Annotated in this window: 22 protein-coding genes and 1 pseudogene; 2 read left to right on the top strand and 21 right to left on the bottom strand. The window is 68.2% G+C overall.

What is annotated here, in order from left to right; translation table 11 throughout:
* Positions 1–199 precede the first annotated feature (199 nt).
* From AB0B82_RS24940 to leuA, 13 genes are all read right to left on the bottom strand, one after another.
* Positions 200–982 (bottom strand): Fic family protein, encoded by a 783-nt coding sequence (locus AB0B82_RS24940; protein WP_360173066.1) that lies wholly within the window; start codon positions 980–982, stop codon positions 200–202.
* Entirely contained in the window at positions 982–1,167 is a 186-nt protein-coding gene (locus AB0B82_RS24935; RefSeq protein WP_360173062.1) for an antitoxin VbhA family protein, read from the bottom strand. The genes AB0B82_RS24940 and AB0B82_RS24935 overlap by 1 nt, the downstream gene beginning before the upstream one ends.
* Entirely contained in the window at positions 1,167–1,910 is a 744-nt protein-coding gene (gene recO / locus AB0B82_RS24930) for a DNA repair protein RecO (protein WP_360173059.1), read from the bottom strand. The genes AB0B82_RS24935 and recO overlap by 1 nt, the downstream gene beginning before the upstream one ends.
* 12 nt (positions 1,911–1,922) lie before the next feature.
* Entirely contained in the window at positions 1,923–2,744 is an 822-nt protein-coding gene (locus AB0B82_RS24925) for an SDR family oxidoreductase (RefSeq protein WP_360173056.1), read from the bottom strand.
* A complete protein-coding gene (locus AB0B82_RS24920; protein ID WP_360173053.1) occupies positions 2,741–3,730 on the bottom strand; it encodes an aldo/keto reductase in 990 nt (329 codons plus the stop codon). Before AB0B82_RS24920 ends, AB0B82_RS24925 begins: the two co-directional genes overlap by 4 nt.
* Before the next feature lie 49 nt (positions 3,731–3,779).
* Entirely contained in the window at positions 3,780–5,222 is a 1,443-nt protein-coding gene (locus AB0B82_RS24915) for a bifunctional GNAT family N-acetyltransferase/NUDIX hydrolase (protein WP_360173050.1), read from the bottom strand.
* 42 nt (positions 5,223–5,264) lie between these two features.
* On the bottom strand, positions 5,265–7,130 hold the full coding sequence (locus AB0B82_RS24910; protein WP_360173047.1) for an ABC transporter substrate-binding protein: 1,866 nt from the start codon (positions 7,128–7,130) through the stop codon (positions 5,265–5,267).
* Between the two features lie 57 nt (positions 7,131–7,187).
* Positions 7,188–7,391: a hypothetical protein gene (locus AB0B82_RS24905; RefSeq protein WP_360173044.1), complete on the bottom strand. Its 204-nt coding sequence runs from the start codon at positions 7,389–7,391 to the stop codon at positions 7,188–7,190.
* The gene (locus AB0B82_RS24900; RefSeq protein ID WP_360173041.1) at positions 7,391–8,452 is read right to left on the bottom strand and encodes an ABC transporter ATP-binding protein; all 1,062 of its coding nucleotides are present in this window, start codon (positions 8,450–8,452) and stop codon (positions 7,391–7,393) included. Before AB0B82_RS24900 ends, AB0B82_RS24905 begins: the two co-directional genes overlap by 1 nt.
* Positions 8,449–9,531, bottom strand: coding sequence for an ABC transporter ATP-binding protein (locus AB0B82_RS24895; protein ID WP_360173038.1), 1,083 nt, complete (start codon positions 9,529–9,531; stop codon positions 8,449–8,451). Before AB0B82_RS24895 ends, AB0B82_RS24900 begins: the two co-directional genes overlap by 4 nt.
* A gap of 5 nt (positions 9,532–9,536) precedes the next feature.
* Positions 9,537–10,433 carry an ABC transporter permease gene (locus AB0B82_RS24890; protein WP_360173035.1) on the bottom strand — a complete coding sequence of 299 codons (897 nt, stop codon included), beginning with the start codon at positions 10,431–10,433 and terminating at the stop codon, positions 9,537–9,539.
* A gap of 4 nt (positions 10,434–10,437) precedes the next feature.
* Entirely contained in the window at positions 10,438–11,538 is a 1,101-nt protein-coding gene (locus AB0B82_RS24885) for an ABC transporter permease (RefSeq protein WP_360173032.1), read from the bottom strand.
* 246 nt (positions 11,539–11,784) lie between these two features.
* Positions 11,785–13,458 carry a 2-isopropylmalate synthase gene (leuA, locus tag AB0B82_RS24880; RefSeq protein WP_360173029.1) on the bottom strand — a complete coding sequence of 558 codons (1,674 nt, stop codon included), beginning with the start codon at positions 13,456–13,458 and terminating at the stop codon, positions 11,785–11,787.
* A 274-nt stretch (positions 13,459–13,732) separates the two neighbouring features.
* Between leuA and AB0B82_RS24875 the strand changes: the two genes are divergently transcribed.
* Complete coding sequence (locus tag AB0B82_RS24875; protein WP_360173026.1) at positions 13,733–14,152, top strand: PPOX class F420-dependent oxidoreductase; 420 nt, start codon at positions 13,733–13,735, stop codon at positions 14,150–14,152.
* Between the two features lie 12 nt (positions 14,153–14,164).
* Here AB0B82_RS24875 and katG read toward each other — a convergent pair whose 3' ends face one another.
* Together katG and AB0B82_RS24865 are read right to left on the bottom strand one after the other, a co-directional pair.
* A complete protein-coding gene (katG, locus tag AB0B82_RS24870) occupies positions 14,165–16,372 on the bottom strand; it encodes a catalase/peroxidase HPI (protein ID WP_360173023.1) in 2,208 nt (735 codons plus the stop codon).
* Positions 16,365–16,819, bottom strand: a pseudogene (locus AB0B82_RS24865) (Fur family transcriptional regulator). The gene katG and the pseudogene AB0B82_RS24865 overlap by 8 nt, the downstream one beginning before the upstream one ends.
* A gap of 149 nt (positions 16,820–16,968) precedes the next feature.
* Between AB0B82_RS24865 and AB0B82_RS24860 the strand changes: the two are divergent.
* A complete protein-coding gene (locus AB0B82_RS24860; RefSeq protein ID WP_360173020.1) occupies positions 16,969–17,955 on the top strand; it encodes a GNAT family N-acetyltransferase in 987 nt (328 codons plus the stop codon).
* 76 nt (positions 17,956–18,031) lie between these two features.
* Here AB0B82_RS24860 and AB0B82_RS24855 read toward each other — a convergent pair whose 3' ends face one another.
* The 6 genes from AB0B82_RS24855 to AB0B82_RS24830 are packed head-to-tail and all read right to left on the bottom strand — an operon-like array spanning position 18,032 to position 22,769.
* A complete protein-coding gene (locus tag AB0B82_RS24855) occupies positions 18,032–18,751 on the bottom strand; it encodes a GNAT family N-acetyltransferase (protein WP_360173017.1) in 720 nt (239 codons plus the stop codon).
* Positions 18,751–19,680 carry a GTPase Era gene (era, locus tag AB0B82_RS24850; protein ID WP_360173014.1) on the bottom strand — a complete coding sequence of 310 codons (930 nt, stop codon included), beginning with the start codon at positions 19,678–19,680 and terminating at the stop codon, positions 18,751–18,753. The genes AB0B82_RS24855 and era overlap by 1 nt, the downstream gene beginning before the upstream one ends.
* The gene (locus AB0B82_RS24845) at positions 19,664–19,996 is read right to left on the bottom strand and encodes a cytidine deaminase (RefSeq protein WP_360173011.1); all 333 of its coding nucleotides are present in this window, start codon (positions 19,994–19,996) and stop codon (positions 19,664–19,666) included. Before AB0B82_RS24845 ends, era begins: the two co-directional genes overlap by 17 nt.
* A gap of 32 nt (positions 19,997–20,028) precedes the next feature.
* Entirely contained in the window at positions 20,029–21,333 is a 1,305-nt protein-coding gene (locus AB0B82_RS24840; RefSeq protein WP_360173008.1) for a hemolysin family protein, read from the bottom strand.
* A 33-nt stretch (positions 21,334–21,366) separates the two neighbouring features.
* A complete protein-coding gene (gene ybeY, locus AB0B82_RS24835) occupies positions 21,367–21,846 on the bottom strand; it encodes an rRNA maturation RNase YbeY (RefSeq protein WP_360173005.1) in 480 nt (159 codons plus the stop codon).
* Positions 21,843–22,769 (bottom strand): PhoH family protein, encoded by a 927-nt coding sequence (locus AB0B82_RS24830; protein WP_360173069.1) that lies wholly within the window; start codon positions 22,767–22,769, stop codon positions 21,843–21,845. Before AB0B82_RS24830 ends, ybeY begins: the two co-directional genes overlap by 4 nt.
* Positions 22,770–22,962 lie beyond the last annotated feature (193 nt).

Here is a 22,962-nt window from a genome sequence, read left to right as displayed (position 1 = left end):
CTCTCGGATTCCGCAACCTCACCAACTACATCGCACGATCACTCCTGGAGACCGGCGGATTCAGACCCCGACTACACCCTGGATCGTGAAGAGCCCCTTATCGAATGGGACAACCGACGGTACGCCGAGCAGCAAGCCGCGTTGGACGAGGTCAAGCGCGAGAAGGGCGCTGGTCGGGTTGGGGGCGCGGGTCGGCGGGTCAGTGGCGTTCGTCCGGGCCACGCTTGCGTGCGTTGGAGCTGCGGTAGCCGGCTGAGGCGTTCGAGCCTGTAGCGCCGCGTGCCGGGGCTGTGGCCGCGCCCGGCATGCCCTCGCTGGTGAGACGTAGCGAGTGCAGGGTGTCTTGCCGGGCCACGGTGTCGGGAGCAGGTTCTATGCACTCGGCCAGGGCCTCGCGAATCGGTTCCGGGCCGATGTCGAAGGCCTCCGCCATGACCTCGTTCTGGCGGTCGGCGATCCGGGTCCAGTCGATGCGGTAGCCCGCGGCCTCCGCGACGTGGTCCAGGAAGATGCGCTGCGTCCGACCGTTGCCCTCGACGAACGGATGGAGCACGTTCACGCCCGCGTACGTCTTGGCAAGAACGTCAACCACCTCGTGCGTCGGGCGGTTCCGGAGATCTGCCGGATCGCCGAGCTGGGAGAAGATCACCGGCGCGAGACGCTCGATGTCGTCCGGTTTGACGAACTCGTGCCCGGGCCCGTCTGGATCGCGGGACGGCCGAACCAGCTCCGTGACCCGCAGGTCTCCGGCCCAGTCGTACACGTCCTGGAACAAGTGCCGGTGGATCGCCCGCAGATGATCCAGATCGAATGTCCTGGGGATCTCCACGTCGCCGGCGATGATCTCCACCGCTCGCTCCGCAGTACGCGAGCGCTCAACGCGCTCCAGCCGGTCCGCGTCGCGGATGCCGAGCTTGTTGATCCTGCACTCGTCGATCTGATCAGGCCAGAAGTAGTCTCCCCAGTTCTCGAACTTCGGCATCAGAGCTGTTCGTCCAGGAGCCGGCGGCGCTCTTCGGCGGTGATCTCGCCCAGGAGGTAGCGGGCGAAGATCTCGATTTCGGTGTCGGTGAGGGGCATGTTCTCCATGCGCCAGGAGGCGACCAGGTTGTCGAGCTGATGGCGTTTCTCGGGGTCGAGGCGGTCCACCGCGCGGTTCGGGGGCATCAGGGTGCTCCTGAGGTGAGGTCCAGGTGGGGCAGGGAGCGGAGTTGGTTGTCTTGGTGGTAGGTGAAGAAGGCGGCGATCAAACCCGTGGATTCTCGGCGCGTTCTTGCGTCTGCCTGGACGGCGGTCGGCCAGTCGCCGGTGAGAAGGGCGGCCAGGTGGGTGACGGTGGCTGGGGACGGCATGGCAGAGGCGGGTGGGCGGCAGGAGGTGCAGACCATGCCGCCGGCGGCGGGGTTGAAGGCTCGGTGGGGGCCTGGTTCGCCGCAGCGGGCGCAGTCGTCGAAGGAGGGGGCGTAGCCGGAGATCGCCAGCGAGCGGAGCAGGAACGAGTCGAGGACCAGGCCGGGTGAGCGTTCGCCGGTGGAGAGGACGCGGAGGGCGCCGGCCAGGAGAAGGTGGTGCTGGGTGGCGGGTTCCTTCTCCTCGACGACGAGGCGGTCGGCGGTTTCGAGCAGGACGGTGCCGGTGGTGTATCGGGCGTAGTCGTTGACGATGCCTTCGCCGTACGCCGCGATCGATTCGGCCTGAGTGACGACGTCGAGGGTGCGGCCGGTGGCGAGCTGCAGGTCGACGTAGCTGAACGGCTCCAGCCGGGCACCGAAGCGGGAAGAGGTCCGCCGGACGCCCTTGGCGACGGCCCGGACCTTTCCGTTGGTCCGGGTCAGCAGCGTGGCGATCCGGTCCGCCTCACCCAGCTTCTGGGTGCGCAGCACGATCGCCTGATCCCGGTAGAGCGGCACCTGACCAGTGTCTCACCGAGCCCGGACATACTCCTCGAGACTGGTCGGTTCGACGCCGGTGATGTCGCGCACCGCGGTCGACACGTGCGACAGTTCACCGCTGGCGATGGCGGCGTACGACGTGACCCAGCCGGCGACCTCCCACGCGGGGGCACCGTACGGCTCGCGCGAGCGGTATGCCTCGTCGAGCGTCTCCGGCTCGTACCGCACCTTCCGGCCCCGGGCGGACGAGAGCACGGAGGCCGCCTCGGCCAAAGTAAAAGCATGCGGCCCGGTCAGGTCGTACGTCGCCCCCGAAAACTCCGGCCCGCCACGAAGCACCTGCGCCGCCACCGCGGCCACGTCGTCGCGGGACACCGCAGCGACCCGCCCGTCCCCCGCGGGCCCGCGGATCACGCCGTCGGCGGCGAAGTCGACCACGAAATCCAGATACAGGTTGTCCCGCAAGAACGTGAAATCGACCCCGGTCGACCGAATGTGCTGCTCCGTGTGCCAATGGTCACGCGCGAACGTGAACGTCGCATCGGGCGCCGCCCCGACGAACGACGTGTACACGATCCGCTGCACCCCGGCAGCGACCGCCGCGTCGACGGTGGCCTTGTGCAGTGCGACGCGGTCCGGGGACTCGGTCGCGCTGAGCAGCATCAGTACGTCGACCCCGTCCAGCGCGGCCAGCAACGCGGCGTGTTCTCCGTACGCCGCCTGCGCGACGGTGGCCCCCGGCACCGACGGGGCGCGCGCCGGGTCCCGCACGATCAGCCGCAGTGGTACGTCGGTCAATCGTGCGACGATCCGGGAGCCGAGCTGGCCCGTCGAGCCGGTGACGCCGATCACTTGCCCACCAGGTCCATTCCGCCCTGCTGGTACCGCTGCCCCGCGACCGCCTCGGGCGGGAACGCCGCGTCGAGCTCGGCCAGCTCGGCAGCCGTCAGCGTGATGTCCACGGCGGCCAGGTTCTCGGCCAGGTACTGACGCCGCTTCGTCCCGGGGATCGGCGCAACGTCATTGCCCTGAGCAAGCAACCATGCGAGCGCGAGCTGACCCGGCGTCACGCCCTTCGCCGCGGCCAGCGACTGGACAGCGGCCACCAGATCCAGGTTGCGCTGGAAGTTCTCGCCCTGGAACCGCGGCAGCCCGCGCCGCATGTCGTCCTCGGGGAAGTCGGCCGGGGACTTGATCTGCCCGGTCAGGAACCCGCGCCCGAGCGGGCTGAACGGCACGAACCCGATGCCGAGCTCACGCAGTGTCGGCAGCACGACGGTCTCCGGGTCCCGCGTCCACAGCGACCACTCGCTCTGTACGGCGGTGATCGGGTGGACCGCGTGGGCCGCGCGCACCGTGTCGCCGTTGACCTCGGACAGACCGAGGTACCGCACCTTGCCGGCCTGAACCGCGGCGGCCATCGCCCCCACGGTCTCCTCGATCGGCACCTGCGGGTCGCGGCGGTGCAAGTACCACAGGTCGATGTGATCGACACCGAGCCGGCGCAGCGAGGCGTCCAGCGCCTGAGCGGCGTACTCCGGCGAACCGTCGACGACGGACGGTAGCGCCGTGGCCGACGCCGGCTTCTTGAAACCGAACTTCGTCGCGAGCACGACCTCGTCGCGGCGGCCGGCGATCGCGCGGCCGACGAGCTGTTCGTTCTCACCGTCGCCGTACACATCGGCGGTGTCGATGAAGGTGCATCCGGCGTCCAGCGCCGCGTGCAGGGTCGCGATCGACTCGTCGTCGTCGGCGCGCACGCCGTACGACTGGGACATCCCCATACAACCGAGGCCGAGGCAGGAAACGGTCAGATCACCGAGCTGGGATTCACGCATGTCTCCGAACCTACGCCGCTCCCCCCGCAGGAGGCCAACTCCCCCTCGATCAGAGGCCCACGGCGGTCGGGACGCTGGGTGGGCCTTCGGTCAGTAGGCGGCGGACCAGTGCGGGTAGTTGGCGGGGTGCGAAGCGGTCAGTGGCGGCATCCAGTTCGTCCAGGGTCCACCAGCGCAGCTCGTGGACGTTCTCCGCTGCCAGTTCGGCGGCCGACAGTGTGCCGCCGGGGGTGAACGACGCGGTACGGATCAGGTAGAAGTCGTTCAGCACGCCCTCGTAACCAGCAGCGTGGCCGTCGGCAACGACCTCTTGGTGCCAGACCTGGACGGGCGGAGGGAAGTCTGTGAGGCCGACCTCTTCGACCAGTTCCCGCCGCAGCCCGTCGATCGGGCTCTCCCCCGCCTCCAGGCCGCCGCCCGGCGTCGCCCAGACCGGACCGCTGGAGAACTCGAATCGCACCAGCAGGACCCGGTCCTGCTCGTCCAGGATCACCCCGCGCGCCCCCGGACGCAGCCGCGGGATCCGCAGCTGGAGTTCGCGATGCTCCTCGACCGCTCGGAAGCCGAACCGGGCATTGACCACCCGCATCGGCGCGTTCGACAACGCCGTCCAGGTGTGCAGGAAGCGCTGAGTCGTACGGTGTTTCGCCAGCTGCGACAGATTCGCCAGCTTCAGGAACGTCCCGAGGTTGTGTCCGCGATGAGCGCGGAGCACCAGCGTGTCGTCCTGCTGCACATGGTCGGCATCCGTACGCGGCAGATACATCAGCGTGTACCCGGCCGGTGCGCCGTCCAGCGTGTGCGCCATCGTCACCAGCGCGAGGTAGCTCCGGTCGATCCGCGCCTCGCTCGCCTGCAGCTTCTCCACGGTCCACGGCACGACCTCCCGGGTCATGCCACCGGTCGGTACGTCGAGATCCATCGCCGTGTGCAGATCGGCGTACGCCTGCCGATGCTCCGGCGGACAAGGCCCCGCCCACGACGTCAATGTGTACCCGTCGACCGGCACCGACGGCAGCAACGAGTCGTCGTACGGCAGCGGTACGACGAGATGCTCCTCGACATGCTCCAGCGCGAAGCCGAGCCGCTCGGCAAACGCAGCACCGGCCGACCCATCAGCAGGTACGGCGACCTCCGCCTGAACGATCGTCCGTCCGAGTTGCGCCGCGCGGGTCATCGCCCATTGCCACAGCGCGGTACCGATCCCCCGCCGGCGCTGCGCGGGTGGTACGTCGATCTCCACCTCGACCGTGTCGAGATTGTCCTCCAGCCGGTACTCGAACAGCATCGCGCCGACGACCCGCCCGTCCTCGAAGGCGCCGACCGCAAGCCGCGCATTCAACGGACTGGGATTGCGCAGCGACGTGCCGAGTGCTTCCCGCGGCACCACCAGCGGCGCCTCCCGGCCGGCCACCGCGCCGGCCCGGAAGGCGTCGTACCATTCGTCGAACAAGGAAAGGTCGGCCGGGTCGATCTCGCGTACGTCGATCACCCGGCCGACCCAACCAAACCTCGGGGTCAGTACGCCAGCGAATTAAGCCGGCGTGATCTTCCCGGCGTACATGCCCATGATCACGAAGTTGTCCGCGTACGGCGCGTTCTTCAGGATCGGGTCGTCGTCGGCGGGGAACTTCGCGACCCGGGTGCCCTCGAGCGCGGGGTTGTTACCGTAGCGCTCCCAGAGCGGGATGATCGGGAGCAATTCGTTGAACGCCATCGCCGCGGCGGTGATGTTCTTCTTCTGCTCGTCGACGTTCAGGCCCTGCGCCGACTTGTCCACCACGTCCTTGAGGTCGATCGGACCGGCCGAGGTGGTCTGCTTCAGCGGGAAGTTCATGCCCTTGCCGCCGGAGTTCGCCGCGATCACGTAGTTGAACGTGTACAGGTCCTGGACGAACGCGAAGTACGGGTGCGGGTGGTTCGACGCGCCCCAGCCCTGGATCGCGATGTCGAACTTGCCGGCCAGGACGTCGGGGTTCAGCTGGGTGAAGGTGATACCCCGCTTGGTGATGTTGAAGCCGAACTTGTTCAGCTGGTCGGCCGCGTTGGTGGCAGCCGGGTTCCAGTCGGCGAACTCGGTCGGGAACTTGATGTCGTACGCGGCCGGCTTGCCGTTCGGCAGCGTCCACTTGCCGCCGTTCTTCTTCCAGCCCGCCTCTTGCAGCAGCTGGGTGGCCTTGGCCTCGTCCTTCTCGTAGGCCTGCAGCTTCTTCTGGTCCTCGTCCGAGATCCAGTCCGGGACGAGGATGTCGGAGAAACCGGCCATGAACTTGCAGGGCTTGCCGGAGTCGCCGAGCGCGACGGTGCCGTTCTCGTTGCGGTCCAGCACGTAGGCGATCGCCTGCCGGACGCGGGCGTCGGCCAGCTCCGGGTGGGTGGTGTAGTTGAACACCAGCGACGGGCCCGAGTACACCGGCGGCCGGAGAATCCGGAAACCGCTGCCCAGCATGGTCTTCTCGCTGGCCACGGCGAAACCGTGGGTCGCGTAGTCGACGTCCTTGTTCATCACGACCGGCGTGATGTCCGAGGTCTCACCGTTGTACAGCACGACCTTGGTGAAGCCGATCTTGTCGGCGAACAGGCCCTTGTCGTTCTTGACCAGCGTCATCTGCGCGTTGGTCATGCTCTTCACGTCGTAGTTGAACGGACCCGACACCGGTGGGTTCTCCGGGCGGAACTTCTGGAAGTCACCGTTCAGCTGCTTGCCCTCGGCACTGTCCAGGCTGGTGTTGGCCTTGCGCAGCGCCTCGGCCTTGGTGGCCCACTCGCCGTACACCGAGTCCGGCAGGATGCCGGCGCGCAGGATGTAGCGCTCGAGCACGGTGGACGGCGTACCGATCGTGAACACGACCGTGGTGTCGTCCTGCGCCTTGACGTCGGACAGGAAGGTCCAGTCCTGCTGGCGCATCAGCCAGCGCAGGTTGAACGTCGACACGACGTCCTTCGCGGTCACCGGCTTGTCGTCGCTCCACTTCAGTCCGGAGCGCAGCTTCATCGTGTAGGTCTTGTTCGCCTCGTCGAGCGTGCCGGACTCGGCCATCATCCATTCCCACTTCTTGTCGGCCCAGTAGTACATGCCGGCGCTGGGGTAGACGAGGTCGAAGTACGGGCTGGTGCTGGCCTGGATGCCGTCGGTGACACCGGCGGCCAGGTTGAAGTGGCCCTTCGGCGGGAGCTGGTACGGGTACGCCCCGTGGAACTCGCCGCCTTTCGCGTCGCCGCCGCCCTCGTTGTTGCTGTTCGGCGTGCTCGGCGAGCACGCCGTCAGCGACCCGATGCCGGCGGCGCCGACACCGGCGATGCCGAACAGCTGGAGAACGTGCCGGCGGGAGACCGCGTTGGTCAGCGCACTGGCGCCCTGACCGTTGGTGCCGGGATCGTTGGTGTCGGTGGGACTCATTCCTTCGTCCTTTCTGAACTGACCACACGCCCATGTGGGTCAGGCACTGCCGGTGGATTAACTGCCCTCGCGTTTCTCCCGGCGCCGGGTCACGAAGATCCCGACGACGACCACCAGGCCCAGGAACAGGCCCAAACACAAGGTGAACAGGGTGACGACGAACTCCGGGGTGCCCGGGGACAGCGTGAGCAGCAGCACTCCGCTGGCCAGCACCAGAAAGGCTGACCAGCCCAGCGCCATCCGCCCGAGCTGAGGGGACATCAGGCCCCCGGTTCATCCGGCCGCGGACCGTCGTCGAGCGCCGGTGCGCCGTCGCGCGCGACCACGTGGCACGCGGCGGACTGACCGGTTCGGATCGTGGTGAGCTGAGGCACCGTCGCATCGCACAGCCCGTCCTCGTACAACGGGCAGCGTGGATGGAACGAGCACCCCGACGGCAGGTGCGCCAGACTCGGGATCTCCAGGCTGCGCAGCGATTCGCGGCCCTTGGTCTTGGTGAGATCCGGGTCCGGCTCGGGGATCGCGTCGATCAGCGCCCGTGTGTACGGGTGGGTCGGCGCGTTGATGATCTTCGGCGTCGGACCGAACTCGACGATCCGGCCGAGGTACATCACCGCGGTCTTGCCGTTCCACCCGAAGTACTTCGCGATCGCGAGGTCGTGGGTGATGAACAGGAAGCCGACACCGAGCTCGTCGCGCAGCCGGCCGAGCATCGCGAGCACGCTGATCCGGATCGACACGTCCAGCATCGAGGTGGACTCGTCGGCGATGATCAGCTTCGGGTCCAGGGTCAGCGCCCGCGCGACCGAGACCCGCTGCCGCTGACCGCCGGACAGCTGGTGCGGGTACTTCGGCAGGTAGTTCTCCGGCGGGGTCAGGTCGACCTTGGTGAGCAGCTCGGCGGCGCGTTCCGCCGCCGCCTTCTTCGACTTCACCACGCCGTGTTTGAGCAGCGGCGCGGTGATCGTCTGCTGGATCGTCCGGGTCGGGTTCAGCGACGCGTACGGATCCTGGTGGACGTACTGCACGCTGCGCCGGAAACTGGTGAAGTCCTGCCGGTTCATCGACCAGATGTCGGTGCCGTTGAAGGCGACCTGGCCGCTGCTCGGCCGGGCCAGTCCGGCAGCCATCCGGGCCGCGGTGGTCTTCCCGGAGCCGCTCTCGCCGACCAGGCAGAGCACCTCGCCGGGGTTGACCGACAGATCGATGTCGTCGACGGCGCGGATCGGGCCGGCCTTGGTCTCGAAGACCTGGCTGACACCGCCCAGCGTCATCAGCGGCGTCGTGCCGGTGGTTTCGGGAGACTGCTCGAGCGCGCTCATGACGCGGTCCCCAGGTCGGTCGGCACCTCGCGGTTCAAATGCACGTCCTTCCAATGGATGCAGGCCGCCTCGTGCGCGTCACCCGGCTCGTCGGTGATCGGAAGCAGCGGCGGGTCGGACTCCTTGCACTCGTCGGTCGCGAACTTGCAGCGTGGGCTGAACGTACAGCCCTTCGGCAGCGCGGCCAGGCTCGGCGGGCCGCCCGGGATCGACTCCATGTCGGGCAGGTCGCCGACGATCGGCGGTACGGCCTTGATCAGGCCGAGCGTGTACGGGTGGCGCGGCTTGTAGAACATGTCCCGGACGCCACCGGTCTCGATGATGCGCCCGGCGTACATGGTGGCGACCCGGTCCGCGAGCTCGGCGGCCAGCGACAGGTCGTGGGAGATGAAGATCATCGAGAACCCGAGGCGTTCACGCACCTCGTGCAGCACGTCGACGACCGAACGCTGGGTGAGGATGTCGAGCGCGGTGGTCGGCTCGTCGAGGATCAGCACCTCGGGCTCGAGCAGCAGGCTCATCGCGATCAGCACGCGCTGCCGCATACCGCCGGACAGCTCGTGCGGGTAGCAGTCGAGCACCCGGGACGGCTCCAGCCGGACCAGCCGGAGCAGCTCGGAGGCGCGCTCCTCGATCTCCTGCTTGCTCGCCTTGGTGTGCGCCCGCATCGTGTCGTGCATGTGGGCGCGGATCTTGAGCACCGGGTTGAACGCGTTCATCGCGCCCTGGAACACCATCGCCGCGTCCCGCCAGCGGAACTGCCGCAGGTCCTTGCCCTCGAGGCCGAGGACGTCGATCTCGGTGCCGTCGCCGCGGTTGAAGATCACCTTGCCGCTCGCGTGACCGAGGCGCGGCAGCAGCCGCAGCAGGCCGAGACCGAACGTCGTCTTGCCGCAGCCGCTCTCCCCCACCAGCGCGAGGCTCTCGCCCGGGAACAGGTCCAGGTCGACGCCGCGAACCGCCTCCACGGTCGTCCCGGAACCGGTCCGGTACTCGACCTTGAAGTCGCGCACCGACAGCAGTGGTTTGCCTTCGCCGCCCCGCTTGGCGCGAGCGGCGGCGGGTGTCGTCGTCGTCATCGTGCTCACCGGTCCCGGAGCCGCGGGTTGAGGATCTCTTCGAGCGATCGCGTCATCATCACCAGTCCGAGCAGCAGCAGGGTGATCGCGATGACCGGGCTGAGGATCCAGGCCAGGCTCGCGTCGTTGAAGATCGCGCCGGCGATCCAGGCGCGGTTGAGCATGATGCCCCAGTTCGATCCGGTCAACGGCGCCAGACCGAGCAGGTAGAGGCCGACCAGCTGGTAGATCGCGTTGGTCACGCCGATCATGAAGTTCATCAGGATGAAGCTGGCCATGTTCGGCAGGATCTCGACGAACACGACCCTCGCCGTGCCGAGATCGAGCAGCCGCGCCGCCTCGACGAACTCGCGTTCCTTCAGCGAGAAGACCTGGGCCCGGACCGCGCGAGTCAGCACCGGCCAGGACAGCCCGCCGACCAGCAGGGCCAGCAGGATCGGCGAATCGAGCCGGAAGAAGGCGCCGAGCACGGCGAGCAGCACGATCTGCGGCACGGTCAGGAAGACGTCGGCCAGCGTGACCACGACCGAGTCGACCCAGCCGCCGAGGTACGCCGCCAGCGACCCGAGGACGATCGCCAGCGCGGTCGAGATCGCGGCGGCGACGAAGCCGACGAAGATCACCGTCCGGCCGCCGCCGATCATCTGGATCAGGACGTCCTTGCCCTCGTTGTCGGTGCCGAGCAGGTGCCCGGGTGAACCGGCGGGGAGCAGGATTTCCTTGACGTTCGGGGTCACTTCCGGCAGGAAGAACGGCACGATCGCGCTGATCAGCACCAGCAGGCCGACGATCACGAAGCCGATGAACCCGGCCGGGCTGCGGCGCAGCGCGCTGAGGATGCCGGCGAACCGGGAGGCCCCGGGAGTGCCGACCGCGGAGACGGGAATGGTTGCCTCGGTCATCTCGTCACCCCTGACCCTTGCCGCTGACCCGGATCCGCGGATCGAGTCTGCTGTAGAGCAGATCGGCGATCAGGTTCGCCACCACGACCGAGATCGTGACCACCAGGAAGATGCCCTGCAGGACCGGGTAGTCGCGGCCGTTGACCGCGTTGAACAGGCTGAACCCGATGCCCTGGTAGCCGAAGATCCGCTCGACGAAGATCGAGCCGCCGACCACGAAGCCCAGCGAGACCGCGAGTTGGCTGAACAGCGGCAGTACGGCGTTGCGCCCGACGTACCCGCTGCGGATCCGCGAGTCGGACAGGCCCCGAGCCCGGGCCACCGTGACGTAGTCCTCGCCGAGGGTTTCGACCGTGGACGACTTCATCACCAGCGCCCAGGAGCCGACGGTGGTCAGCGCATAGGCCAGGATCGGCAAGGTCGCGTGGTAGAAGATGTCGTTCAGGAAGCTCAGACTGAACGACGGCTCGACACCTGGGGTGTACGAGCCGCGCGCCTCGGTCAGGTTGAACACCTGCAGCTTCACGCCGAGGAACACCACGATCAGGATCGCCAGGATGTAGTTCGGGATCGCGTGCAGCAGCGACCCGATCGAGGTCAGGGCGTGGTCGATCCAGCTCTCCCGGCGGTAGGCCATGATCATCCCGGCCACGATGCCGATGATGAAGCTGAACACGGTCGCGACGCCGACCGAGAACAGCGTCCAGGGCAGGTAGGTCTTGATCACCTCCGCGACCGTGGTGCCCGGCGACAGCACCGAGTTGCCGAAGTCACCGTGCAGCAGATTCAGCATGTACGTGAAGTACTGCGAGATCAGCGGCGCGTCCGGGTCCAGCGAGAACAGGTTCTGCGCCTGCGCGGCCGCCGCCTCGTACGAGATACCGGTCTGCGCGATCTGTGTCTGGATGTACGTCTCCACCGGGTTGCCCGGCAGCAACCGGACCAGGAAGAACGTGCCGGTGGTGACGATGAAGACCGTCAGCACCGCTTTGAACAGACGTCGCACCAGCCAGGCGTTGACGAAACGCCGAGCAGCCGAGGGTCTCGGTTCGACAACCGGTCCTTCGATCAGCTTCGTCGCGGACGTGTCGACCGCACCGCTCACTGCTCACCTCCACGCGACTACAGGGAAAGTCGGTGGCGCAGACCCTGATCAGCTCGACTTAGTAACACTGTCTTGCAAGGATCTGCGCATAGTGACGACAGTGTGCGCAACCTTGGTCAGCGAGTCAACGACTTGAGGCAACAGTGAGACAACGTTGCAGACTGTGACCTAACGGTATCGGGGCGTACGGAAATTGCCCGCCTTCGACACGAAGACGGGCAATTCGGTGTAAAGATCGAGATGTTGTCAGCGCGTGGCGCGGTTGACAGCTGATACCACGGCCTTCAGCGATGCGGTGAGGATGTTCGCGTCCCGGCCGACACCCCAGTAGACCTCGTCGCCGACCTCGCACTCGACGTACGCCGCGGCCAGCGCGTCGCCGCCCGCCGAGAGCGCGTGCTCGTGGTAGTCGAGCACGCGAACGTCGTACTTCAGCGGCTTGATCGCGTCCACGAACGCCGACACCGGGCCGTTGCCTTCGCCAACCAGCTCGTGCGGGACGCCGTTGGAATAGACCTGAACGCGGAGCTGGTCGCCCTGCCCCTCACCGGACGTCGAGTTGACGCTCAGCAGCGACAGCCCGCCCGGCGCCAGGTACTCGGCCGCGAAGATGTCCCACATCTGCTGCGGGCCGACCTCACCGCCCTCGGAGTCGGTGTGCTGCTGGATCACCCGGCTGAACTCGATCTGCAGCCGGCGCGGCAGGTCGAGCCGGTGCTCGGACTTCATGATGTACGCGACGCCGCCCTTGCCGGACTGCGAGTTCACCCGGATCACGGCCTCGTAGCTGCGGCCGACGTCCTTCGGGTCGATCGGCAGGTACGGCGCCTCCCACGTGATCTCGCCGACCGGCTTGCCCTCGGCCGCGGCCTGCTTGTCGAGCGCCTCCAGGCCCTTCTTGATCGCGTCCTGGTGGGATCCCGAGAAGGCGGTGTAGACCAGGTCACCGGCGTACGGCTGCCGCTCCGGGACGCGCATCTGCGTGCAGTACTCGACCGTGCGGCGGATCTCGTCGATGTCGGAGAAGTCGATCTGCGGGTCGATGCCCTGGCTGAACAGGTTCATCCCCAGCGTGACCAGGTCGACGTTGCCGGTCCGCTCGCCGTGGCCGAACAGGCAGCCCTCGACCCGGTCCGCGCCGGCCATCAGGGCCAGCTCGGTGGCGGCCACCGCCGTACCGCGGTCGTTGTGCGGGTGCAGGCTGATCGTGCTGTGCGCGCGCCGGGTCAGGTTGCGGCCGAACCACTCGATCTGGTCGGCGTACACGTTCGGGGTGGACATCTCGACGGTGGCCGGCAGGTTCAGGATGATCTCGCGGCCCTCATCGGGCTGCCAGACGTCGCTGACCGCCTCGCAGACCTCGAGCGCGAACTCCAGCTCGGTGCCGGTGAAGATCTCCGGGCTGTACTGGTAGCCGAACTCGCAGTCCCCCAGCAGCTCGTCGGCGTACTTCATCACGGTCTCGGTGCCACGGACCGCGATCGCGCGGCACTCGGCGCGATCGACGTTGAACACCACGCGGCGGAACAGCGGCGCGGTCGCGTTGTACAGGTGGATGGTTGCCTTCGGCGACCCCTGCAGCGACTGCACGGTGCGCTCGATCAGCTCCTCCCGCGCCTGGGTCAGCACCGAGATCGTCACGTCGTCCGGGATCACCTCGTCCTCGATCAGGCTGCGGACGAAGTCGAAGTCGTACTGGCTGGCGCTCGGGAAACCGACCTCGATCTCCTTGTAGCCCATCTTCACCAGCAGGTCGAACATCCGCCGCTTGCGGGCCGGCGACATCGGCTCGACCAGGGCCTGGTTGCCGTCGCGGAGGTCGGTGGACAGCCAGCGCGGCGCGCGGTCGACGGATCCGGCCGGCCAGGTGCGGTCCGGCAGGTCGATCGGCGGGAACGCGCGGTACCGGTGGATGGGCATACCGGACGGCTGCTGAACAGGCTGGGGCTGGTTCTTCGGTGCCACGAGAGGTTCTCCTCGGAAAGTACGGTGTCGTGAGGGACGACCGGCGTACGTCAGAACTCCGCGGCGAGGGAACCGGCCTTGTCAGGCCTCGCCGCGGCAGCGAAGGAGGAGAAGCTGGTGCCGCATGATGCCAGCGAGTCTAAGCCCACCGGCCCCGCCCCGTCGAACCCGGGGTCACGCGCCGAGACGTTCTTGCCCTGAAGTGCGGTTGAGATTCTAGGGTGACGGCATGACGGAATCCCTCCTCGATCGGCTCGGTACGCACGGCCTCGGCGTGCTGGTCACGCTCAAGCGCGACGGCCGGCCGCAGCTGTCCAATGTGACCTATGTGTTCGACGGGACGCAGGTGACGATCTCGCTCACCGACGGTCGCGCGAAGACCAAGAACCTGCGCCGCGACCCGCGCGCCAGCCTGTACGTGAACGGCCCCGGCGGCGGCTCGTACGTCGTCATCGAGGGCAAGGCCGAGCTCAGCCCGGTGGCCGCGGCACCGGACGACGCGGTCGTCGACAGCCTGGTCGAGTACTACCGGGCCGCGTCGGGTGAGCACCCGGACTGGGACGAGTACCGCGCGGTGATGGTCCAGGACCGGCGACTGCTGTTCACCATGACTGTCGATCACGCCTATGGGATGCCGTCGCCGGCCTGAGCCCTGTCCTCGTCAGCGCAGGTCGAAGCGGTCCAGCTCCATCACCTTGACCCACGCGTCGACGAAGTCGGTCGCGAACTTCTCCTGCGCGTCGGCACTCGCGTACACCTCGGACAGCGACCGCAGCTGCGAGTTCGACCCGAAGATCAGGTCGGCGGCGGTCGCCGTCCACTTCACCTCTCCGCTCGCGTGGTCCCGGATCTCGAACAGGTTCTCGCCCGATGCGGCCGCGCGCCATTGCGTCCCCGGCGCGAGCAGGTTCACGAAGAAGTCGGTCGACAAGGTGTCCGTACGGTCGGTGAAGACGCCGTACGGCGTGCCACCGGTGTTCGCGCCGAGGACCCGTAGACCGCCGACGAGCACGGTCATCTCGGGTGCGGTCAGGCCGAGGTTGTACGCCCGGTCCAGCAACAGCGTCTCGGGTGACAGCTTCTCGCCCGCGCGCAGATAGTTGCGGAAGCCGTCTGCCCGTGGCTCGAGCATGGCGAACGACTCGACGTCGGTCTGCTCCTGCGACGCGTCGGTCCGGCCCGGGTGGAACGGGACCGTGAGGTCGTGGCCGGCGTTCTGCGCGGCCAGCTCGACCGCCGCGCTGCCGCCGAGCACGATCAGGTCGGCCAGCGAGACCTGCTTGCCATCGGACCGGGTGGCGTTGAACTCTCGCTGCACCTGCTCTAGCTTCGCCAAAACCTTCGTGAGCTCGGCCGGCTGGTTGACCTCCCAGCTGCGCTGCGGCTCGAGCCGGATCCGGGCGCCGTTCGCGCCGCCGCGCTTGTCAGTGGTCCGGTACGACGCCGCCGAGGCCCACGCGGTCGAGACCAGCTGGGACACCGACAGCCCGGACGCGAGAATCGCCTCCTTCAACGTGGCCACGTCGGAGTCGTCGATCAACTCGTGGTCGACAGCCGGCACCGGGTCCTGCCAGAGCTGCGGCTCCGGCACCCACGGACCGAGGAACCGCGAGACCGGCCCCATGTCACGGTGCAGCAGCTTGTACCAGGCCTTGGCGAAGGCGAGCGCGAACTCGTCGGGGTGCTCGTAGAACCGCCGCGAGATCGGGCCGTACGCCGGGTCGAACCGCAGCGCGAGGTCCGTCGTGAGCATCGTCGGCCGGTGCTTGCGCGACGGGTCGTGGGCGTCCGGCACCGTTTCCGCGGCGTCCTTGGCGACCCACTGCTTGGCGCCGGCCGGGCTCTCGGTCAGCTCCCACTCGTGCTCGAACAGATTCGTGAAGAAGCCGTTCCCCCACTGGGTCGGCGTGTTCGTCCAGGTCACCTCGAGCCCGCTGGTGATCGTGTCGGGACCCTTGCCGCTGCGGTAGCTGCTCTCCCAGCCGAGGCCCTGCGCCTCGATCGGCGCGGCCTCCGGCTCCGGTCCGACGCTCTCTGCGGGTCCGGCGCCGTGCGTCTTGCCGAACGTGTGACCGCCGGCGATCAGCGCGACCGTCTCCTCGTCGTTCATCGCCATCCGGCGGAACGTCTCGCGGATGTCCCGGGCGGCTGCCAGCGGGTCCGGGTTGCCGTTCGGGCCCTCCGGGTTCACGTAGATCAGGCCCATCTGGACCGCGCCGAGCGGGCCGCCCAGTTCCCGGTCGCCGCTGTACCGCTCGTCACCGAGCCAGGTGTCCTCGGGACCCCAGTAGATCTCCTCCGGCTCCCAGATGTCCTCGCGGCCGAAACCGAATCCGAAGGTGGGCAGCCCCATGTCCTCGATGGCGACGTTGCCGGCCAGCACCAGCAGGTCGGCCCACGAAACGCTCCGGCCATACTTCTGCTTGACCGGCCAGAGCAGCCGACGGGCCTTGTCCAGGTTGGCGTTGTCGGGCCAGCTGTTCAGCGGCGCGAACCGCTGAGCGCCGTCGCCCGCACCGCCGCGACCGTCCTCGATCCGGTACGTCCCGGCCGAGTGCCAGCTCATCCGGATGAACAACGGGCCGTAGTGGCCGAAGTCGGCCGGCCACCAGTCCTGCGACGTCCGCATCACCTCGACGAGGTCGCGCTTGAGCTCCTCGACGTCGATCTTGGCGAACTCTTCCGCGTAGTCGAAGTCGGCCGCCATCGGGTTCGACTTCGCGGCGTGCGGATGCAGGATCGTGAGGTCGAGTTGATCGGGCCACCAGTCCCGGTTCGTCCGCGGCCGGGCGACCTGCGGCGTCGGCGAATCGATCGCCGGGTTCTCGCTCTCGCTGCCTTGCGGGGTCACTCCGGACGTGTCAGACATGCTGGCCCTTTCCCTGGTGCTTCAGATGATCGGCGGAACAGTCGGGGCAGCGGCCCCAGTAGACGACCTCGGCCTCGTCGATGACGAAGTCCCGGTCGTCGGACGCGGTCAGGCACGGCGCGTGCCCACCGCGCAGTCGACGTCGGCGATGGCGCCGCAGGACCGGCAGACCACGTGATGGTGGTTGTCACCCACACGCGCCTCGTAGCGCGCCACCGATCCGGCCGGCTGGATCCGCCGTACCAGGCCCGCCGCATCCAGCGCGCGCAGGACGTCGTACACGGCCTGGTGCGAGACGGCGGGCAGCTCGGTCCGGGCCGCCTGGATGATGCCGTCGGTGTCGGAGTGCGGGTGCTCGTGCACGGCCCGCAGGACAGCCAGCCGGGGGCGCGTGACCCGGAGCGCGGCGGTCCGCAGCGCGTGCTCGAGTTCAGGCTCGACGGCCACGTCGCGGGTCCCCCAGGTCTGAGTCGGTCAAGAGTACGTCGCCCGCGCTGTACCCATCCGGACACATCCGAATCACCCGTCGTACCTGTGAACCAACCACCTGCAGAAAACCACTCGCGGTAACCGGAGTGCTGGTGGACCCTGTGGACGTGGAGATCACCGAACTGTTCGCCGACGACGAGGTCGGCTGCGCGGAAGCCGTCGCCGTGGATTCGGCCTGCTGGAAGCTGGACTGCCCGGAGCTGGTCCAGCACACCCCGCGGAGTTTCGCGAACCAGCTGCGGTACGGCTGGGACCTGGTGCCGCCGCGGGCCTTCCTGGCCCGCGAGGACGGCACCCCGGTCGGCCTGCTCATGGTTCACACGCCGCAGTACGACAACACCGACCAGACCTGGCTCGACGTCAAGGTGCACCCCGACCATCGCGGTCGCGGCGTCGGGTCGGCGCTGATCACGTACGGCGAGAACCTGAGCCGTGAACTCGGCCGGACCACGGTCGGCTTCGACCAGATCGACCTGCCGAAGGCGGACGCGTTCGCCCGCCGGCACGGCTACGAGCAGAAGGCCGTCGAGGTGAACCGGCGCCAGGAGCTGACCGGCCTCGACTGGGACCTGGTCCAGCGGCTGTACGACGAATCCGCCGCGGCGGCGTCGGGGTACGAACTGGTGCAGCTGACCGGATCGCTCCCGGACGAACTGCTCGACGGCATGGTCGCGGTCACCGAGTCGATCAACGACGCGCCCACGGACGACCTCGAGATCGAGGACGACGTGTACAGCCCGGAGCGGCTGCGTGCGTACGAGGAGGCCCAGGCGAAGAGCGACCGCACGCTCTACCGGGTGATCGCCCGCGCGAAAGACACCGGCGAGCTGGCCGGACACACTGTCGTCGCGGTCGAGCGGGAGCGCCCGCACATCGCCGAGCAGCACGACACCGCCGTGTCCCGCGACCATCGCGGCCACCGGCTCGGCGCGCTGCTCAAGTCCGCGATGCTGCTCCGGTTACGTGCCGAGGAGCCCGCGCTGTCCCAGATCGACACCTGGAACGCCGAGTCCAACGACCACATGATCGGCATCAACGAGCAGCTCGGGTACCGGATCGTGGCCCGCTTCCTGATCTACCAGAAGACGATCTAGCCGACGCTGCGGGACCACGGCACGGGCATGCGGCGCGCCTGCCAGGCGATGGGATTGGGGAGCTCTGCTGGTCGTTTCAGGTGTGCTGCGCTCCCCAGTCACCCCCTCGATCGGCGCCGAACCCGAGCTGCCTGACCTCGACGACCGTGACGCGCATCCCGTCGGTTCTGGTGAAGCCGAGCGAGGTGTAGAGCCGGATCGCGGTGGCGTTGGAGCCGCCGGTGTGCAGGAACGGGGTCCGGCCGGTCGCGGTGATGTGCGCGGCGACGTCGCGGATCAGCCGACTGGCCAGACCCTGACCCTGGTACGACGGGTGCGTGCACACCGCACTGATCTCGGTGTGCCCCGGCAACGCGAACCGGGTACCGGCCATCGCGATCAATGCACCGTCGCGGCGAATGCCTACGTACTCACCCAGCTCGATCGTGCGGTTGCGGAACGGCCCCGGATCGGTCAGCGCCACCAGCTCGAGCATCTCGGGTACGTCGTCCGGCCCCAGCCGGACCGCCTCCGCGTCGACCGCGGGCAGCGAGGCCGGCGCGACGAACTGTGGCAGCTCGAGGTCGAACTGGACCTTGAAGCTGTCCGGCACCTCGATCGGCGGCCGCATCAGGGCGGCCGTCCGCCCCGGGCCGATCAGGGCTGCCGCGTCGGACCAGTCCTCGGCGGTCGGCTCGTCGGGCAGCCCGAGGAACGGCGCGACGTCGGCCGGATACCGCCGGACGTTACCGCGGGTCTCGGCGAGCTGGGCGTGCGCGCCGGTGAGGGCGGCGTACGCCGGGTTGCGCAGGCTCATCAGAAGCCCAGTTTGCGCAGGTGCTTCGCGTCGGTCTGCCAGTTCTTGGCGATCTTGACGTGCAGGTCCAGGTACACCGGCGTACCGAGCAGGGCCTCGATCTGGCGCCGGGCGGCCGCGCCGACCTCACGCAGGCGCGCGCCCTTGTGCCCGATCACGATGCCCTTCTGGCTGTCCCGTTCGAGGAAGATGTTCGCGTAGATGTCGAGCAGCGGCTTGTCCTCGGGCCGGCCCTCGCGCAGCCCCATCTCGTCGATCGTCACCGCGATCGAATGCGGCAGCTCGTCGCGGACCCCTTCGAGCGCGGCCTCGCGGATCAGCTCCGCGACCAGCGTCTCCTCCGGCTCGTCGGTGATGTCGCCGTCCGGGTACAGCGGGAAGCCCTGCGGCAGCAGCTTCACGAGCTCGTCGGCGACCAGGTCGACCTGGTAGCCGGACGTCGCGGACACCGGCACGATCGACGCCCACTCGATCCCGGCCGACTCGCCCAGCGCCTGGATGTCGGCCAGGTGCTGGACCATCCGCTCGGGGTCGACCAGATCGGCCTTGGTGGCGAGCGCGACCTTCGGCGTCTTCGCGACCTTCGCCGCCTCGCCGACCAGGAAACGGTCCCCCGGACCGATCTTGTCGCTGGCCGGCAGGCACACCGCGATCACGTCGACCTCGGCCCAGGTGGTCTTCACCAGGTCGTTCAGGCGCTCACCGAGCAAGGTGCGCGGCTTGTGCAGCCCGGGTGTGTCGACCAGCACCAGCTGCGCGTCCGGGCGGTGCACGATGCCGCGGACCGCGTGCCGGGTGGTCTGCGGCTTCGACGACGTGATGACGATCTTCTTGCCCACCAGGGCGTTGGTGAGAGTCGACTTGCCTGCGTTCGGACGGCCGACGAAACAGGCGAATCCCGCCTTGAAGTCTTCAGGTGTGGACGACATCGCGGACCTCTCCAGTGCCGAGCGCAAGGACGACGGGAACGTTGGCGCCGGCGAAGTGCCGGACGACACCGACATCGGCGGACTCGGCGTCGGTGACGACCGCGGCCGCCTCGAGCCCCTTCACCCCGGACGACAGCGCCATCGCCACCGCCAGCTGCAGCGCGGTCAGCTCGACGGTGTCGAGCGCGACCGTACAGGCGGCGTACGTCCGGCCGTCGGTGTCCCGGACCGCCGCGCCCTCGGCGGCGCGGGTCCGGGCCCGCGCGGCACGGGCGAGCGTGACGAGTTTGGCGTCTTCCGCCGAAAGGTCGGACAAGTTCGGTGCTCCTCGGGTGATCGGGTACGCGCTCAGGCGTGCTGGTGGTTCTGGTCCTGCGACTCCGGCGCGGGCTCGGCCCGCCGTACCAGCACCGTACCGACCTGGTTCCGGCGGCCGGACGGGCGCTCCGCGGTCAGCTCCAGGCCCTCGATCGTCACCTCGGCGCCGGGGATCGGCACCTTGCCGAGCCACTTGGCCATCAGGCCGCCGACGGTGTCCACGTCGTCGTCGTTCAGCGGTACGCCGAACAACTCGCCGAGCTCGTCGATCGGCAGCCGGCTCGACACCCGGTACGCCCCGTCGGACAGCCGCTGCACCGAGTCCGGGACCTCGTCGTACTCGTCGGTGATCTCGCCGACGATCTCCTCGAGGATGTCCTCGATCGCGACCAGGCCCGCCGTACCGCCGTACTCGTCGACGACGATCGCCAGGTGCATCCGGGCCGCCTGCATCTCGCGCAGCAGCTCGTCGACCGGCTTGGAGTCCGGGACATACATACACGGCCGCATCACCGACTCGACCCGCTCGGTGGAGTCCGCCTGGGCGTTGTCGTACACCCGGCGCATCACGTCCTTGAGGTAGACGACGCCGACGATGTCGTCCAGCGACTCGCCGATCACCGGGATCCGCGAGAACCCCGATCGCAACGCCAGCGACGTGAGCTGGCGGAGCTTCTTGTGCCGCTCGATGTAGACCATGTCGGTGCGCGGCACCATCACCTCACGGACGATGGTGTCGCCGAGCTCGAACACCGAGTGGATCATCTGCCGCTCGCCGGACTCGATCACCGCGGACTTCTCCGCGTAGTCGACCAGCGCGCGCAGCTCGGCCTCGGTCGCGAACGGGCCCTCGGCGAATCCCTTGCCGGGCGTCAGCGCGTTGCCGAGCATGATCAGCACCTTCGGCAGCGGCCCGAGGATCCGGGTCACCGCCATCACCGGGCCCGCCGACACGATCGCGAACCGGTCCGAGTGCTGGCGGCCGAGGGTGCGCGGGGCGACCCCGATGATCACGTACGAGACCAACACCATGATCACCGCGGTGATCAGGATGTGCTGCCAGGTCACGGTCAGCAGCTCGGACAGCGCCTGGGCGACCAGCACGATCGCAGTGATCTCGCAGCTCAGCCGGAGCAGCAGCAGCGAGTTCAGGTACCGCGGGGCGTCGGAGAGCAGGTCGCGCAGCCGGACCGCGCGCAGATTGCCCTGCTCGACCTGTTCGTTCGCCCGCACCTTCGAGTACGACGACAGCGCCGCCTCGGCACCGGCGAACAGCCCGGCAAGCAGTACGAGCACCGCAGCCACAACCAGCAGAACCAGGTCGTGGGACGTCATCGTAGGGTCACTCCTGATCGGGTGCGGGGGTCATCAGACACCCTGCAAATGGTTGCCAGGTGCCCGCCATGCTTCCAGCAGGCGCCCCTGGACGTCCCACATCTCCGCCTTCTCCTCGGGTTCGGCGTGGTCGTACCCGAGCAGATGCAGGATGCCGTGCACGGTGAGCAGTTCCAGCTCGGCCCACGTGCCGTGGCCGGCCTTCGCACCCTGCGCGGCGGCGACCGTCGGGCAGAGCGCGATGTCGCCCAGGTGCCCGAGCGGCAGGTCCTCGTCGGCCTCGCCGTCGGACCCCGGGCGCAGCTCGTCCATCGGCCACGACATCACGTCGGTCGGCCCCGGCAGGTCCAGGAACTCGACGTGATACCGCGCCATGGTGTCCTCGTCGACCAGCTTGATCGACAGCTCACACTCCGGGTGCAGCCGCAGCGACGACATCACGAACCGGCTGAGCCGCATCAGTCCGTTCGCGTCGATCTCGACTCCGGACTCGTTGTTGACCTCGACGTTCATCGGTGGGAATCAGCACTGCCTTCGTAGTTTTCGTAGGCCGACACGATCCGGCCGACGAGCTTGTGCCGAACCACGTCGTGCGACGTCAAACGGCAGAATGCCAGATCCTGCACCCCGTCGAGAATTTCCTGCACCACCCGGAGGCCGGAATTGGTCCCGTTCGGCAGGTCGACCTGGGTGACGTCACCGGTGACAACCATCTTCGAGCCGAACCCGAGCCGGGTGAGGAACATCTTCATCTGCTCCGGCGAGGTGTTCTGCGCCTCGTCGAGAATGATGTAGGCGTCGTTCAGCGTCCGGCCGCGCATATAGGCCAGCGGCGCGATCTCGATCGTGCCGGCCGTCATCAGCCGCGGGATGGACTCCGGGTCGAGCATGTCGTGCAAAGCGTCGTACAGCGGCCGCAGGTACGGGTCGATCTTCTCCGAGAGCGTGCCGGGCAAGAACCCGAGCCGCTCACCGGCCTCGACGGCCGGCCGGGTCAGGATGATCCGGTTGACCTCCTTGGCCTGCAACGCCTGGACCGCCTTCGCGACTGCGAGGTACGTCTTACCGGTACCGGCCGGGCCGATGCCGAAGACGATCGTGTTCTTGTCGATCGCGTCGACGTAGCGCTTCTGGTTCAGCGTCTTCGGCCGGATCGTGCGGCCGCGGCTGGACAGGATGTTCTGCGTCAGCACGTCGCGCGGGCTCTCGACCGTGGCGGCCTTGATCATCGCGATACTGCGCTCGACGGAGTCGGCGGTCAGGCCGTGCCCGGTCCGCACCACCGCGATCAGCTCGTCGATCAGCCGCTCGGCCAGCGCCAGCTCGGCGGGCTCCCCGGCCAGCGTGATCTCGTTGCCGCGGACCAGGATGTCGGCGGCGAACTCCTTCTCGACGATGCGGAGGAACTCGTCCCGGGCTCCGAGCAGGGCCACCATGTCGATGCTGTTCGGTACGACGATCTTGTGCGACGCCTGGGTGCTGGTGGCGGCGCCGGCCACAGTGCCGTTCGCGCGCGCCTCCGGTTCGATACTGCGTGGCCTGGACAGGCTGTTCCTCCTGAAATCAATGATGTGACCTGTCCATGCTAGCCGCCCGCTCCGACAGCCTCACGTGGTTTCCCCCGGACAC

It is taken from the genome of Kribbella sp. NPDC048915 (genome assembly GCF_040649595.1).
In the GTDB taxonomy this organism is placed as follows: domain Bacteria; phylum Actinomycetota; class Actinomycetes; order Propionibacteriales; family Kribbellaceae; genus Kribbella.
The sequence above is the reverse complement of the archived record's forward strand: the minus strand, read 5'-3'. Positions and strand labels throughout refer to the sequence as shown.